Below are 17048 nucleotides of genomic sequence, written 5' to 3'. Positions count from 1 at the left end.
CAAGGTATTAAAGCCCCGCAAAATTCTTAATATTTTGCCAAATCAGACGAGGTATCTGTGATACCAATCGGCTTCCATTTGGTTTCAAATACTCTTTAAAATTAGTTTTCCACCAGAAGTTAATAGCAATATTTAGCTGATCGAGAGAGTAAACTTGGTGCCACCAAAAAGCTGGAATAAAAAGCATTTCACCAGGCTCCAGCATACAGTCTATGTATTTTGCTTTTTGAAATTTAGGAAATTTATCGCTGTCAATTTGGTCAATATTTAATTGGCTCATGTGTGGTATTTTTGAATGTGCGGGAAAAGGATATAGTAGAGAAGTTTGTTTTGGTTCAAACAGCAAAACCCGCTTTCGACCACGCAACTGACATAAAAAGTTTTCTGACATATCATAATGTAATGGTGATATATTACCACCAGTACCTATCCACAGATTTGCAATAATGAATAATTTTTGCTCAATATAATCTGGAACTTCAATATCTGGAAGTAGTTCGGGAAAGCTGCTCTTAATTGAACTTTGCTGGAGATAATAGTATTCGTTTGTTGTTTTTTTTTTGGACAATCCAATCTGTGAAATCAGTAAAATTCATTTTTTTACTAGTTATAGTAAATTGAGCTTGTGGATCAAAAGTAAATATTTTATTTGGGGAAATATTGACATTAATTTCTTTATTACCTACAAGATTATTTAAATACTCAATTGACCATAAACTATATGATTTCCAATCAGTTACTGTGCCAGTAATAATCACTGGTTTTCTTGAAGAAAAAATTTTTTTTCTAAACTCATCTACTTGAGGTTTATGAATACGTTCAATTTGATTGATTGATGTTTGATCAAATAGATTTTGTGCATTTATAGTCATGATTTTTACCTATAATTAGGTATGTATTATACTCAGTGAGTATTAAATTTAAGAATTTTAACTTTTGATTAAAATAATATTCTTTTTGATAAAACTCTCATAAAATAATTAAAGCACACCTTTGAGCAAAGAGCGAAAGAACCAGTAGGGTTCGACAATTACACCAAATAAAACTCTAATTATTTGGTCTTTTTTGGGCAACCAAGAAGTAGTCATGTGGTGTATTGTATAGGTCTGTGAGTTAGGTTGACTTTTGAAGATTTTACCGTTAAGTTCCATTGGTGCTCTTGGTTCAAAAATGTATCCTGGACAGACAAGTACGGTGGAATTTTGATCAAATTTACCAGCGACTACACAATCATTTAGCATAATCGGCCCGGTGCTGTAGCCGACATACAAAGGCATGGTTTTATTATCTAAATTATGTTGACGTTTTTCTAATTCTGCAAATACTTTCAACCATAGAGGATGGTTGGGAATACTACCCATAATCGCATTACTAAACCCCACCAATTTGGATAAAACTAGTTCAAAATCTGCTAATAAATCATCCAGGGGTTTGAGACATTCAACATCCATATCAAGATAAAATCCGCCATAATGATAAAGGATAAAATAACGGATGGCATCACGACGTTGAATATCATGGGGATAAGCATCAAATATAGGAAGAAACCAGGAATAATTTGATTCCATAAATTTTCTGGCTTTGGCTTCATCCCAAAATTGATATTCCCAATGGGGATGATTTTGCAAAACTGTTTGCTGATAACGACGGTAATTTTTGGGGATTGCGGCTTCTCCTAGAAAAAAAATCTGATGGATGATTTTGGGAATTTTGCTCATGGTTTGGGGATGGGGCATGGGGCATTGGGCATTGGGCATTGGGCATTGGGAATTAGGGTATTTTCGGCGTTGCATATTTGCGGGATGAATTTAGACTTCTAGACAAAGCTGAAAGTCGATTCTTTGCGCGCCAGTTGCTTCAAGTCGGCAGAGCCGCCCAACGCACTGGCTTGCTTTTGCGCCTACCCTGCGGGAAGCCGCTCCGTGTCTATGCGTGAGATAAAAATCATCCCATCAATCAGCAACGCCGGGTATTTCCTATTCCCTATTCCCTGGTTAGCAGTTGTTTACTTTGATGATTCTTGCATTGCTTGGCGGAGGCTTAAAGGACGCATATCAGTCCAGACTTCTTCGATATAGGCTAAACATTCGGTTTTATTACCTTCTTTGCCTACTGCTTTCCATCCTAATGGTAATTCTTGTTTCCATTGCGGCCAAATTGAATATTGTTCTTCATGATTGACAACTACAAGATATATAGTTTCGTCGTTTTGTTCGTTGTTAGCCATGATTTTTAGTCTCCTTTATCGGTTTACAAGCGTAATTTTAATTAACTAAAATGCCGTCATCACTTAAGTTTACAGAACGGCGTTGACGAGTTGCTTTGCGGATTTCGCTGGTGGTTTGCACCGTTGGCGAACTACCTAGTAAAAGCGCGATCGCTTCTGGGGTACGATGGGTGAATAGTTGCGGTAGGGGGAATTCGCTGTCATAGGTTTGACGCAGACGGATGGCTAGTTGTGTGACTAACAGGGAATCTCCGCCAATTTCAAAGAAGTCATCGTTGACTCCTACCCGTTCTAAGTTTAGTAAATTCGCCATTAATCCACAAATAGTGGCTTCTTGCTCGGTTCTGGGTGCAATGTAAGGTTTACTGCTTGCATTCCCATTGGGTAATGGTAAGGCTTTTTGGTCTAGTTTACCGTTTACAGTCAAGGGAATGGTTGCTAGTGGCACAAAGGCGGAGGGAATCATATAATCTGGAAGTTTGCTTTTTAAATACTCTGGTAATACTGTTGTCAAATCTGACTCTGTATTAGAGGTAAAATAAGCAACTAGCTTTTTATCTCCATTGGCAAATTTACGCAAGAGGACAAAGCCTTCTTTGACTTGGGGGTGACTGTTGAGAACGGCGCTAACTTCGCCAGTTTCTATACGGAAACCGCGTATTTTCACTTGTCGGTCGGCGCGTCCGAGATATTCTAGTTCACCGTCTGGTAACCGCCGCGCCAAATCACCACTGCGGTATAGACGGCTACCTAAAGTTTTAGCAAAGGGGTCAGGAATAAATCTTTCTGCACTCAGACGAGGTTGATAGAGATAACCCCGCGTCACTCCCGCACCACCAATATAAATTTCCCCAGGAGTTCCTACGGGGGTTGGTTCTAGATTCTCATCTAATATATATAGATGTAAATCGGGGATGGGTTGACCGATAACGCTTCCGCGATTGGCGCTGATATCTGTCTGGGTAATCGGTCTATAGGTGACATGAACGGTGGTTTCGGTGATACCGTACATATTAATCAATTTTGGTTGTGCGTCGCCATATAACTCAAACCAAGGTTGTAGGCTTGATAGTTCTAAGGCTTCTCCCCCAAATATTACATAGCGCAAAGGTAACTTTTGCTGCTCTTGAGTCGCTGCTTGGATTAATTGTCGGAAGGCTGATGGCGTTTGATTTAATACTGTAACTTGCTGATTTTTCAGTAGTTGTAAAAAGTCTTTTGGTGAGCGACTTGTCCAGTAGGGGACTACAACTACTCGACCACCATATAATAAAGCTCCCCAGAGTTCCCACACAGAGAAGTCAAAGGCGTAGGAGTGGAATAAAGTCCAAACATCTTCGCTGTTAAATGCAAACCAAGATGCGGTGGCTTTGAGCAGCCGCATCACATTGGCGTGGGTGACAATACAGCCTTTGGGTTTGCCTGTGGAACCACTTGTATAAATTACATAGGCGGGATGTTCTGGTAATATCTGCACTACTAAAGCATCGGCGCTGTAATTTTCTAGTTGGGTGGCAATATTTTCCAGAATGATGATTTTGGTATCAGATTGGGGAATCTGGGATATTACTGATTGCTCGGTTAATAGGAGAACAACGCCGCTATCTTGTAAAAGAAATTCTATGCGATCGCTTGGGTAACTGGGATCAATGGGAACGTAAGCACCGCCAGCTTTGAGGATGGCTAAAATGGCAATGATTAATTGTTCAGAGCGCTCTAAACACAGTCCTACTAAGCTTTCTGTCCCCACGCCTTGACTTTGGAGGTAATGGGCGAGACGATTGGCGCGGGTGTCTAATTCGCCAAAGGTGAGGGTGGTTTCTTGCCAAACCAGGGCGATTTTATCTGTATATTCGGCTACTGCTTGGCTAAAGGCAGAGATGAGGGTATCACTAGAGGGGAAGTTAGCAGGATTGCTGTTAGCAGCTTGGAGTAAGTTTTGCCGTTCTGTGGGTGAGAGAAGCGATCGCCTGTGGTAATGTGTGTGGGTATTGGTAGCAATATCTGTCAAAGCGGCTTGATAATATTGGCTATATTGCTCAACCTGTGCAGCCGCAAACTGTTCTACATCATAGATTAAATTCAATTGCAAAGCGCTGCTTCCGGGAACTAAACAAAATTCTACCAAGAAGGGAAAGTCTGTTTCTTCAAAAATATCAATGTTCTGGACTGATATTTGCGGTAAATTCAGCAACCCTTCGTATACGTGGAAATGCACATAGTTAAATCCGACTTCAAACAAGGGACGCCTATCAATCAAGCGTTGCATTTCGGCGAGGGGAAAGTTGCGATGCGGAAGCATGTCACTTTCCGCACGGAAGACTGATTGAATTAATTCTAGCCAGGTTCCCGATGTTAAATCCATGCGGAAGGGAATGGTATTGACGAATAATCCTAACAAGTTTTGGCTGTCGAGGGTTTCTAATCTTCCATTGCTGACGTTACCAGTAACAACTTCTTTTTGTCCAGTTATAAAGGAGATAACGCGCAAATGCACGGCTAAAAGTGCTGTTTTTAGGGGAACGCCAGCTTTTTTGGCTAATTGGCGGATTTTTTCGCTTAATTGTGCATCTATATTAATAGATAAGCGCTTTAGTTGGCGTTGTAAAGATGTCGTTGGAGATTTCTGGATATTCAGACGGGGGAGGGTGGTAACTTCTAAATTACTCAGATATTGTTGCCAAAATTCTCGCATTTGTCCAGATGCGATCGCTTGTTGTTCTTGGGCGATAAAATCTTTGTAATTAATCTCCGGTATTGTCAAAGCCGGAAGGGTTTCTGATGCTAAATACTGAATATAACGTTGTAACAGTTGCGTTAACAACGTCGCTACACTCCAACCATCGAGAATCACGTGGTGAAAACTAAAGCTAAAGCTGAGTTCAGCATCAGCGAGTCGGTGAATTTGGAACCGGAATAAAGGCGGTTTGGTGATATCAAAGGCGCGATTTTTTTCTGATTCAATCCATTCTGCCACTTTTTGCCGGGCGTTTGCTCCCAAATCCCGCAAATCGACAATCGTTAAAGGTAATTCTACTTGGGTGTGAACAATTTGGATGGGAGTGCTGTATCTTGTCCAATGGAAGGAAGTCCGCAATACTGGATGAGCATCACAAATATCCGCGATCGCTTTTTTCCAGGCTACTTCAGAATAGCTCAGATGTAAATCAAAGGTGAAAATTTGATGGAAAATTGCCGATTCGGGATGCATTTCTGTGTGATAAAGCATTCCCGCCTGTAAACTCGAAAGGGGATAAGCATCGGCTGCATCTTTTGGTAAGCTTTGTCTATCTGCTGCTGATAGCAAGTTAACTGTCGGATTGTCACTAATATTATTATTAGATACAGCAACTGCTGCTTTTTTTGTAGCTAATTGACGCACCGTCGCTGATTCATAAAGTTCTCGCGCGGAAATTGCAAAACCAGCTTTTTTAGCTTTGGCGATGACTTGTAAAGCTAAAATGGAATCGCCACCAATATCAAAGAAATTATCGTCAATTCCGACTTTTTCTATTCCTAAAGTAGCGGCGACAATTGCACATAAAGTTTCTTCATCGGCGTTACGCGCGGCTATATAATTTTCTTCTACCCTTAACAAATTCCAATCTGGAGCAGGTAAGGCTTTATTGTCAATTTTCCCGTTAACATTCAGGGGGAAAGCATCTAAACTCACATAAGCTCCAGGTATCATGTAATCAGGTAGCTTAGTTTTTAAATGCTGACGCAATTCATTAGCTGTGGGGTTAGTTTCCCCAGGAACATAATAAGCAACTAAGCGATTTTCGGCTTCCCATTCATCAGTGACAATCACTGCTTCCCGCACTTGAGAATGGGATGTTAACGCTGCTTGAATTTCTCCTAATTCAATCCGAAAACCGCGAATTTTAACTTGTTGATCTATCCGTCCTAAATATTCTAAATCCCCGTTGGCTAATCTCCGCCCTAAATCACCACTGCGGTAAATTTTTCCACTACCAAAAGGATTAGCTAAAAACCTTTCTGCTGTTAATGCGGGACGATTTAAATAACCGCTAGTCACCCCAGCACCAGCTACGTAAATTTCTCCTGGTAAACCATCAGTAACTGGTTGTAATTTGTCATCAAGTAAATATACCTGTAAGTCAGGAATTTCTCTACCGATAACACTAGCATTTCCTGTCAAATCTTGCCGAGAAATTGGGCGATACGTGACATGAACGGTAGTTTCTGTAATCCCGTACATATTAATTAAACGCGGGTTTTTATCGCCGTACTTTTCAAACCAAGGACGTAAAGTGGGAAAATCTAAAGCTTCACCACCAAAAATGATATAACGTAACGCCAGTCTTCCTACACTCGCTTCATCGGCGCGAATTAGTTGATAGAAAGCGGAAGGAGTTTGATTGAGAACAGTTACCCGTTCTGTGGTGAGGAATTCGCGGAAACTTTCTGGCGTTCTGCTTAACCAGAAAGGTACAATAATTACTTTACCGCCGTAAAGTAAAGCACCCCACAATTCCCACACAGAAAAGTCAAAAGCGAAGGAATGAAACAGCGTCCAAATATCTTTGTCGTTAAAGCCAAACCAAGGTTCTGTGGAACGCATTAACCGGATGGCGTTTCTATGGGTGACGATACAACCTTTAGGCGTACCAGTGGAACCGCTAGTGTAAATAATATAAGCAGGAAATTCCGGTTTAATGACAACTTCTGGCGCTGTATCTGGTTGATTAATTAGTTCCGATTCTAGAGATGGAAGAGTGAAACCTAAAATTTCTTTGTTAGTTAATGCTGATAAAATTCCTGGTTCAGCAATCAATGCAGAAATTCCGCTATCTTGGAGAATTAATTGCAGACGGGTAGCGGGAGAGTTAGGATCGATAGGTACATAAGCTGCACCTATTTTCAGGATACCTAAAATGGCAATTACTATATTTTCTGAACGTTCTAAACATATCCCCACTCGCGTTCCTGCTTGAACTCCTTGACTGATTAAATAATTCGCCAAGCGGTTGGCTTTGCTATTTAATTCAGCATAGGTGAGGGTATTTTTATTAAATTTAACTGCTGGGTTTTCTGGATAGGTATCGGCGGTAGTTGCAAAGGCTGAAACTAATGTTTCATAATTGGAAATATCCAGAGAAATTTCTGGTTGAATAATGTTATAATTATTGGCTTCTGGCGATTTAGCAACCAGACTAGAAATTGGCTTTTCTAATCTTTCTATGGCAGTAGTAAACAAATTTTGAAAATCTGTCACTATCTGGCTGACTGTTTCAGCATCTAAATAGGCAAGATTATAATCAAAATCGATTTTGATATCGCTATTTTCGGCATATTCACGGACATAAATAATCAGTGGGACTTTTTGTTGTCCACTGTACAAAGGTACGCAGCTTGTTTGACTATCAGCAAAACATTCGTTGTAATCGTGTCTTTCGTAGGATAAATAAACTTCAAATAAATGTTCTTTACTATTTAATTGTAAGCCTGCTAGACGCTTCATTTCTCCTAGAGGGAAGCGTTGATGGCGATAATCTTGACGCAATAAAGAACGGATATTATCTAATAGTTGGTGAACTGTTTCATTGCTATTTACTGGCACGCGGAAAGGAATCGTACTGACAAATAAGCCAATAGCATCCTTAAAGCTTTTCTTATTGCGATTAAGGAGAGATAAACCCACAGTTAAATCTGGCTTTTGGTAACGATTAGTTAAACAAACGGCGATTAAGCCTAAAATAAAATGAAACGCATTCGATTGGATTTCTTGACATAAAGTATTTACGCGATTATACTGCTCGCGGGGAATATAAATTGCTTGGCGATCGCCTGTTAATCCTGCGTCCTTAATTTGGGGGAAAACTTGGGGAGAAATACCAGTGAGGCGCTGTTTCCAATAATCGCGATCGCGCGGATAATTTCGCCCTGCTAAATATTCTGATTCTTCCTGAAGATATTCAGTTAAATAACAATCTTGTTCGGTTTGGGTATCAACCCCATCGTGAATAATTTGGTTGTAAGTTTTAATTACTTCCCGGAAAAAGATAGAAGTTCCCCAACCATCGGTAATTGCATGATGATATTTAGCAAAAATGATGTGTTTTTGGTTACTGGTGCGAATTAGCTGAAAATCAACTAGTGGGTTATGTTCGCCAAAGCTAAAAGGTTGAGTAAATTCTTTATTTATATATTCTTCAGCAGATTTTTCGCTGTTTTCATAACTAGAGAAATCAACTAATTTTACTGCTGCGTCATGGTGCGGTGCAATAATTTGTAAAGGCTTTCCTTCTAATTCATAAATTCGCGTCCGTAAACCGGGATGACAGCGAATTACCTGATTCATTGCATAATTGAAAATTTCAATATCAAATGCATCCAAAACTGTTACAGTCGCACCAATATTCAGATGGGAACCTTCCAACCACATCATTTGGTCAAGATAGATTTCCCGTTGATTTATAGATAAGGATAATATACTATTCACTGGTGAAAAATTCCTGAAATAAATTAACTTGATTACTGATAAAAATCAGGTAAATTTACTATTTTGAACTGCTGATACTAATTCTCTAGTAAATTGGCGAAAATTAAGACTTTTGCAAGAGGATAAATAAAAAGCTCATCTTCATAGAGAATTGGTATTAACAAACTGTATCGTCAACTTACAATAACCTGCCTAAAACAAATGTTAACAGTCGTAGTTTAATGCAAATACCACCTTCTACAATATTTAATACTCTATAAAGACGTGGTTCATGTACCTGAAAATCGCTGTAAATGGTATCGGAAAATCAAAAATAAAGGAAATAGTAGCTATATTGCAGTTTAAATGCGGATTAGCTTACCACCGAAATCAGAGATACTAAAGTCACTGTGACTTGTAGCGAACGGCAAAAATAAATCGTCAAAACCGCTTTTTTCAGCTTATTTTAGTACCATTCCTCTCTCAGCCCTTTCTTCCCACTCTTTTTTTAGCGAAGGTATTGAACATATTAATCCTTAATGTTTCATTATTAGGAATTATTTTTGAATTATCAGATACTTCATCTTGAAATGTGGAAGATGAGTGGGAACGAAGCCGAATTAAATAGAAACCATCTTTTTCTACTATGGAAGTTGTGTGTTTTTCTTCCCGTATCTGATACCAGATAACTGGGAAACTAGAACGATTATATATTGTTAAATAAATATCATAGTTTTTCAAAAATAGCGGATTTATCTGGAAGTTTAAAGAACACCCCTGATAAATCACTCCATAAAAAAACTCGTTATTTGTATCTCCAACAGGTAAATATTCTTTCTGAACCCATTTTTGTGATATCCATTTTTGGCAAATTAGTAGAGTAAATATGTAATAATTAAGGCATCGGTAAAAAAAATTATCTCGTGCTGCTAAATTTTTGAGGTAATCGTTGATATCATCATTGTTAATTGATTGAGTATTAATAACTTGATATCCATCTACATTGATAGCTGGTAAATCAACTATAGCAGACCAATGATAGTATCTTATTCCTAAAGTATATTTTCCAGGATTAAGTTTTACTTGATGCCATTCTTCCTGGAAATTTAAACTATGATATGCTATATGTGTAATAGCTTTTCCCTTAGGAAAACTATAAATACCGATAGTCCATGATTGGGCTGAATCTAGACAAGATTTTACATCTATGGCTAACGATTCTTTGACATAAAATGGTCCAGCACCAGCAGCAATTACATGGGGGTTCCAACGGGGTCCCGTAACTAAAATAGATAGTAATATTAAAGGTTTTCTTAGTAATTCTTCAGAGTATAGTAGCCATTTAAAACCTGTTTTTTTGTTTAAATTTGTATTACTATTTGCAATAGTACGTATTAATAGCCTTACCGTTTTAAAAAATATCCAAGACAAAAAAGCTAGTGGGATTTCCCACAAAAGCTCTATATCTAAAGGGTTTTCGCTATTTTTCATTTATTAATTATTTTATAGTGGTGTAAAAAGGTTAAATGATTGTGGCTCATTTATTCCTAGCTAGATATTTTTCCCAATTCCGATTTATTGCTTAGATTCAATCACCTTATATTGTGTGTGGAAAACTAGTTATGTCTTCTGTTTTAATCATCAGTAATCAAGCGGACATGATATCATGAGTATAATTGCGAGTCACAATAATTATGTTCAATCATTAATGCTAAAGCAGAAGCAGCTTCAATGTGGAGATTATGTCCTCCAGAAACAAAAACTAGTTTTGCTTTAGCCATAGCTATTTGCTGTTGTTGCAAGTCTTCTGGACGATTTAGTTGACTGCTATCTCCATAGACTAATGTGGTAGGAATTTGAATATGTTTGAGCATTTCTAGATATTGGGATCGACCTCCATTAAAACTGTTAAAATTTAGAGTAGAACGAGTCCGAAGAATCGGGTCCCAACTCCACCTGACTCCGCCTTTACAGGGTGTTGTTGTCCGTTGAGCGAGGATATAGGAAAATTCTTTTGACAAAGCAGGTGTAGCTTGACGCAATCTCCTAGCAGCAGTTTCTACATCTGGGAATATAGGATGTTGAGGACAAGAGGCAAAATATTCTAAAAAATTTGTTAGCTGATTAATTGACTTTTGTTTGTTCTCTTCAGGAGGTAATGGAGGTTCAACTAACATTAAGGCTTTCACCTTCTGAGGTCGCACACTAGCAATCATTGCGCCTAACATTGCTCCCATAGAATGACCTACAAGAAACAAAGGTTGGTCTGGTAATTCCTGCATCACCCGATCTATTTGAGCCAAAAATGTTAGAGAGTTATAAGAAGTTACCATTTCTAAATGAGTTGAACGTCCATGACCAAATAGATCAGGAGCTACTACCCGATAACCTTTTGCAACCAGAGGGAGTGCTACTTCTTGCCAAGCCAATCCTTGTTCCAAAATTCCATGAATACACAGAACTATAGGATTATCTGGGGAACCCCAACTACATACACAAGTCTGATTTCCTTTGAACTCCAAAAACTTTTCATCCATAAACTGCTCCTTGTTTGGTGCAGTTAAAAAAACTTGTCCCTGTGACTGTTCATTTCTGGCAATATTTGAGGGAAAGTCCATTGGGTTAGGTAATTCATAATTGAATTGCTTAACAAGCTGTCGTGTTTTTTCCCCTAACCGATGAGGTAATTCAATAGTTTTCCACTTGTCTCCTAAACTCGCATCCACAAAATTATGTTTGAGAAAGTTGGGATCGCTGATTGACAAGGAATTTTTATAAATACCCTCAGTCATGCGATCGCCATCATAAGGTTGCAAAATTGCAGGATCAAAATTAATTTGCAAAAAATCGCACAGTTGTGTTCCTATCTCCGAGGGTTTCTTTACCAAGTCTTCATAAAAAATCTGATGACAACGCTCTGGTTCTATCTGAGCTAGAAAGTCTAAGATATTCTGATTACTATTAGTCCATACCTGCTCTGCAACTTGGTAAGGATTTTCATCACCTAACCCTGCCATTTTTTGCATCCGCATCCGCACAAATGACTCAATAACTGAATAGGGATGGCGAACTAAGTGAATGTATTTGGAGTTAGCAAATATAGCTTCTCCTCGTTCTAAGATGGCGCGATTCACAGCATAAGCAGGAGATTTATCTACTAGTAACCGGGGAGCTATATTTTCCTGAAGCTGGCGATACACTTGCTGAATAGACAAATTCTGCAACTCCATATCTTCAAGTACAGCCTGACTAGCTGTTGCATCTAGATGGAGAATTTCCATTAAAGCTTTCTGTAGCCCTTCACCCAAGTGCGAAAAATTGAGTTGTTCCCCCCGCTCTCTCATATTATTAAAGGCTAAAAGATGCAATTCTGGTGGTGAAAATAAAGCAGGATGACCAGCCAACATTACCCTGAGCAAAGTAGAACCAGACCGAGGACTAGAAAGGATAAATATAATCCCAGGAAGACGCTCTGAACTGGGAATCAGAGCAGGAGAATTGAAGATTGATTTGGCCTCGAAGAGTTCTAAAGTTGGTGGAGATGATTGCTGCGAGTTCAGGGTAATAGTTTTGTTTCCCAGTTCAGCACTTAAATACTTGGTTAGAGAATCTATTCTAGGTCGTTCATAAAACTCTCTGGGGTAAATTATAAAGTCTAAATCGCGGCTAAGTTGATTGATGACTTCCATAGTCATAAGAGAATCCATACCCAATTCGATGAGATTAGCATCAGTAGGAATCTCTGATACTTGGATTCTTAGAGTCTTGGCTACTAGAGATTGCAGATAAATCCTTAATATCTCTTGATGTTCAGTTTCTGGTGCTACTTTTAATTTTTCTAAAATCGCTTTTTCATTCTGCTGTTTAAATGCAAGTTGCTGTTGTAATTTTTCCCGATCTAATAGTTCCAAAAGTAATGAACTGGTATTTTCTAAATTCCATTGTTCTGCCAAAATTGACCAATCGGCGGGTATTACCCCCACCTGTGATTGAGATTGGTTGAGTAGAAGTTGCTCTAATACTTGCAGTCCTTGTGTTGGAGAAATAGCACCTATCCCAGATGTTTTCATCCGGCTTTGATGCTGACTAGTTACACGAGTAGCCATCCCACTTTCAGACCATGCTCCCCAGTTAATGCTTAATCCAGATAATCCCATCCGACGACGATTATGAGCCAAAGCATCCATAAACGCATTAGCAGCAGCATAGTTTCCTTGACTAGCAGAACCTAGTAAGGAAGCTATGGAAGAGAAGCAAACAAAGAAGTCTAGTGAGAGTTGTTGAGTGAATTGATGCAAATACCAAGCACCGTTTACCTTGGGTCTCATTACCTTAGTAAAACGCTCCCAACTCATTTGATGTATCATCCCATCGTCCAAAACTCCAGCTGCATGAATTACGCCGAGCAATGGAGGTAAGGATGTCTCAATCTGCTGTAGAATTCTTATCACATCTTGTTCGACAGAGATATCTGCACACAAAACATGAATTTTAGCTCCTAATTGTTCTAAATGCTCAATTTTGAGATGTGTTTGTTCCGAAGGTTGGTGACGACTAATTAAAACTAAATTTTTGGCACCTTTGGATACCATCCACTCAGCTGTATGTAATCCTAAAGCTCCCAGACCTCCAGTCATCAGATAAGTTGCATCAGAACGCAATGATAAGGGTGCAAACTCTGGCAGAGATTGTTTGACTAAACGAGCTACATATGGTTTGCGATCGCGCAGAGCTAGATGATCTTCTTTTTGATGATCTGCTAAAAGTTGCAGTAATATTTCCGCCTCATCTTCTGAACTCTGTGGATCTAAATCTATCAAACCACCCCACATTTGCGGATGTTCACAAGAGATAACTCGACCTAACCCCCACAAAGATGATTGAGTGACTGCTATTTGCGCTGTGTTTGATAAAACCGGCTGAGATCCTCTAGTGACCAGCCACAATTGGGGTAAAGTATTCTTGGAGTTTTTAACTACAGCCTGTAACAAATACAGTACACTACCACACCCCCAAAGTTGCGCTGACTCTAAAGCAGAAATCGTTAAATCTTGCTCACAATTCTCATCTAAACTCCACAGATGAATTATCCTTTGTACAGGTAATATACTTGTTTCGATTATTTCTTGATAAAGTTGTTCAAATTCTTGGGGATGTTCAGGATTAATATTATAAATTCCTCTTTGATGACTATGATAAATATCGGCTCGATAAACTAAACTACATTCATGTCCTTGGTTTTGCAATTGAGTCATTAGAGTTTCGCCTAACCCTGTTGAATCAGCAAAAATTAACCAGTGACTGAGTTGAAAATTCGGCTTTTGCTGACCAATATTTATATTTACAGGTTGCCACTGGACTGCATAGAGCCAATCTTTGATAGTATCTGTTACTAATTGCTGCTGCTGTTTTTGAGATAATACTGCTAATAAATCGGTTAATAATCTTAATTGCTCTTGTGAAAAATTACCAGCTTTTTGTAGTTGTTGAAGTAACTCTGCGGTATATCCTTGGCTGAGTAAGTTGACAATCGAAGTATTTTCCGACTTGATGGCACCAGATAGAAGTTTTTGTAGACTTTGGATTGGTTCTCTCGGATAAAGTTGCCGTTGGAACGGATAACTTGGCAACATTACCTTAGAACAAGCATAACCTCGTTCCAACTCTAACCAATCTATTTTTGCTCCTTGCACATACAACTGTGCCACACTAGAGAGCATTTGTTGCCAATCACTTTGGGTTGAATGTAAAGAAGACAGCCAGACCCCTTGATTTGCTGGTATACATTGACGACCCATGCCCAATAGTATTGGCTGAGGTCCGATTTCCAAGAAGACTGTATAACCTTGCTGATGTAGCGTTTGCAGACCCTGAGCAAATCTTACAGGTTGTCTAATATGATCTACCCAGTACCGATCTGTGGCAATGCTTTCATCAGCTAGGTTGCCAGTCACATTAGATATTAAGGGAATTCGAGGCTGACGGTAGCTGATTTGTTGAGCCACTGCTGCAAATTCCCTGAGCATCGAATCCATTAGTGGTGAGTGGAAAGCGTGGGATACTTGTAAGCGTTTGAGCTTGATGTCTTGGGATTCTAGACTGCGACAAATTACCCCAATCGCTTGACTTTCCCCAGAAATTACAATACTCTTAAGACCGTTAAAAGCAGCAATGGCTACTTGTGAAATATAAGGTGCGATCGCTTCTCTTACCTGAGACTCCGATGCCATCACCGATACCATTTCACCGCCTGGGGGTAATTGTTGCATTAACCGTCCCCTAGTGGCAATCAGTTTGAGACCATCTTCAAGACTAAAAACTCCAGCTACAGTTGCAGCGACATATTCGCCCACACTGTGACCCATTACCACATTTGGCTCGATTCCCCAGGATTTCCATAACTCCACTAAGGCATATTCCAAAGCAAACAAAGCCGGTTGAGTGTATGCGGTTTCATTCAGGAGATGAGATTTTTCTTCTACTTCTGTGGGGGGATAGAGTACTTCTAGTAGAGAGATGTTGAGGTAAGGTTGCAGAATGCGATCGCATTGCGCCAAAGCTTCACGAAAAATTGGTTGAGTCTGGTATAGTTCCCATCCCATTCTTACATACTGAGAGCCTTGACCTGTAAACAAGAAAGCTATTTTTGGTTGACTGCTGGTGCTGCGGAGTTGACCACAGAACATTAGATCCCCTGCTTCTTCCATAGCTAGGGGATCTTGTAATCGCCCCAATTTTTCCTTCAATTCGGCTCCTGAAGTAGCCAGCACCGCCAGACGATACTGAAAATGAGATCGTCCAGTATTAGCGGTGTAACAGATATCGGACAAACTTTGTGCTGGATGAATTTCCAGATAATTGCGATAGGAACTGGCTAAATCTTCTAGAGCCTGTTGAGTTTTCGCTGATAGCGTTAGTAAATGAACAGGACGTTCTTTTGATTGTTTACCTTTAACCTGTTTTGGCGCTTCTTCTAAGATGACATGAACGTTGCTCCCACTCATCCCAAAGGAACTTACGCCAGCTATGCGGGGTTTTTCTTCCCTCACCCAAGGCATTCCTCTAGTGGGAACGACCACAGAAATTTTATGCCAAGGTATGTAAGGATTAGGCTTAGTAAAATGCAAATGAGGTGGTATCTCTTGATGGTAAAGCGACAGCACAACTTTCATCAAAGATAAAACACCAGCCGCCGCCTCTAGGTGTCCGAAGTTGGTCTTGACCGAACCAACTACCAACGGTTGATTGTGAGGACGGTTATGGCCATATACTGCTGCTAAGGATTCTAGCTCAATCGGGTCGCCAAGGGATGTTCCTGTGCCGTGAGCTTCCACATAACTCACCTGATGCGGCTCTACCCTAGCATTTTCTAGTGCTTGCTGGATGACTTGCTGTTGAGCTTTTTTGTTAGGCACAGTTAAACCACTACTAGGGCCATCGTGGTTGGTAGCCGAACCGCGAATCACCGCTAAAACTGAATCACCATCAGCTATGGCATCTGAAAGACGTTTGAGGACAACCATGCCACATCCTTCTCCCTGACCATAACCATCTGCCGCTGCAGCAAAAGTTTTACAACGACCATCAGGAGCTAAGGCTTTCATCTTGCACCGAGCTATGGTGTTTCCTGGGGACAGAATCAAATTGACTCCGCCCACGAGGGCAAGATTACATTCTTTTAACCGCAAACTTTGGCAAGCCAGATGCACGGCTACTAAAGAGGAGGAACAAGCCGTATCTAACTGAATGTTTGGGCCTTGCAAACCCAGCAGATGAGAAATACGACCCACGGCAACGCTACGGGCAACACCTATACCAGTGTAGCCATCCACAGAAACGGAAGTCTCTTGATTTTTGCTGAATGGAGTAACTAATTTTGTCACTGCGTTGATTGTTAAGTTATACGTATGGTCATCAGTGCAAATACCTACGTATACACCAGTGAGGCTGTTTCTCAACTTATTTGCTGCCAGCCCTGCATTTTCTAGAGCTTCCCAGGTCACTTCTAACAGCAACTTCTGCTGGGGGTCTAAACTTGCTGCTTCCCGAGGCGACATCCCAAAAAACTGAGGGTCGAACTGGTCAACTTCTGGAATAAAGCTACCATATCGGGTGTATGCCTTGGCAGGAGCTTCGGGATCTGGGTCGTAAAATTCCTCAACATCCCAGCGATCTGATGGTATTTCGCTAACAGCATCCACACCCTCGTGGAGTAAACGCCACAATGAAGCGGGGTCGTTGGCGTTCCCAGGAAAACGGCAACCCATGCCAATAATGGCAATTGGTTCTGTTTTTTCCCGATCAACTGCTTCTAGCTTATGATGAACTTGCTCTAAAAGCTCAAACAACTGCTGGGATGAAAGAGGTTGATTCACG

5 protein-coding genes and 1 pseudogene are annotated in these 17048 nt (G+C 40.0%); all 6 read right to left on the bottom strand.

The window, feature by feature from the left end; genetic code table 11:
* Window positions 1–7: 7 nt before the first annotated feature.
* A pseudogene (locus tag AACU25_RS35245) lies at window positions 8–872 on the bottom strand (cupin-like domain-containing protein).
* Window positions 873–980: 108 nt separating this feature from the next.
* The gene (locus tag AACU25_RS35240) at window positions 981–1793 is read right to left on the bottom strand and encodes a glycosyltransferase family 32 protein (RefSeq protein WP_321206558.1); all 813 of its coding nucleotides are present in this window, start codon (window positions 1791–1793) and stop codon (window positions 981–983) included.
* 212 nt (window positions 1794–2005) lie between these two features.
* Entirely contained in the window at window positions 2006–2227 is a 222-nt protein-coding gene (locus tag AACU25_RS35235) for an MbtH family protein (RefSeq protein ID WP_096584899.1), read from the bottom strand.
* A gap of 37 nt (window positions 2228–2264) precedes the next feature.
* Entirely contained in the window at window positions 2265–8693 is a 6429-nt protein-coding gene (locus tag AACU25_RS35230) for a non-ribosomal peptide synthetase (protein ID WP_096584896.1), read from the bottom strand.
* 462 nt (window positions 8694–9155) lie between these two features.
* Window positions 9156–10163 carry a DUF6208 family protein gene (locus tag AACU25_RS35225; RefSeq protein ID WP_096584893.1) on the bottom strand — a complete coding sequence of 336 codons (1008 nt, stop codon included), beginning with the start codon at window positions 10161–10163 and terminating at the stop codon, window positions 9156–9158.
* A 173-nt stretch (window positions 10164–10336) separates the two neighbouring features.
* Window positions 10337–17047: a type I polyketide synthase gene (locus AACU25_RS35220; protein WP_096584890.1), complete on the bottom strand. Its 6711-nt coding sequence runs from the start codon at window positions 17045–17047 to the stop codon at window positions 10337–10339.
* Between the last annotated feature and the right edge of the window lies 1 nt (window position 17048).

Source organism: Tolypothrix tenuis PCC 7101 (assembly GCF_963874875.1).
Lineage (GTDB): Bacteria > Cyanobacteriota > Cyanobacteriia > Cyanobacteriales > Nostocaceae > Aulosira > Aulosira tenue.
Note: the sequence above shows the minus strand (reverse complement) of the source record. Positions and strands in the feature narration are given on the sequence as shown.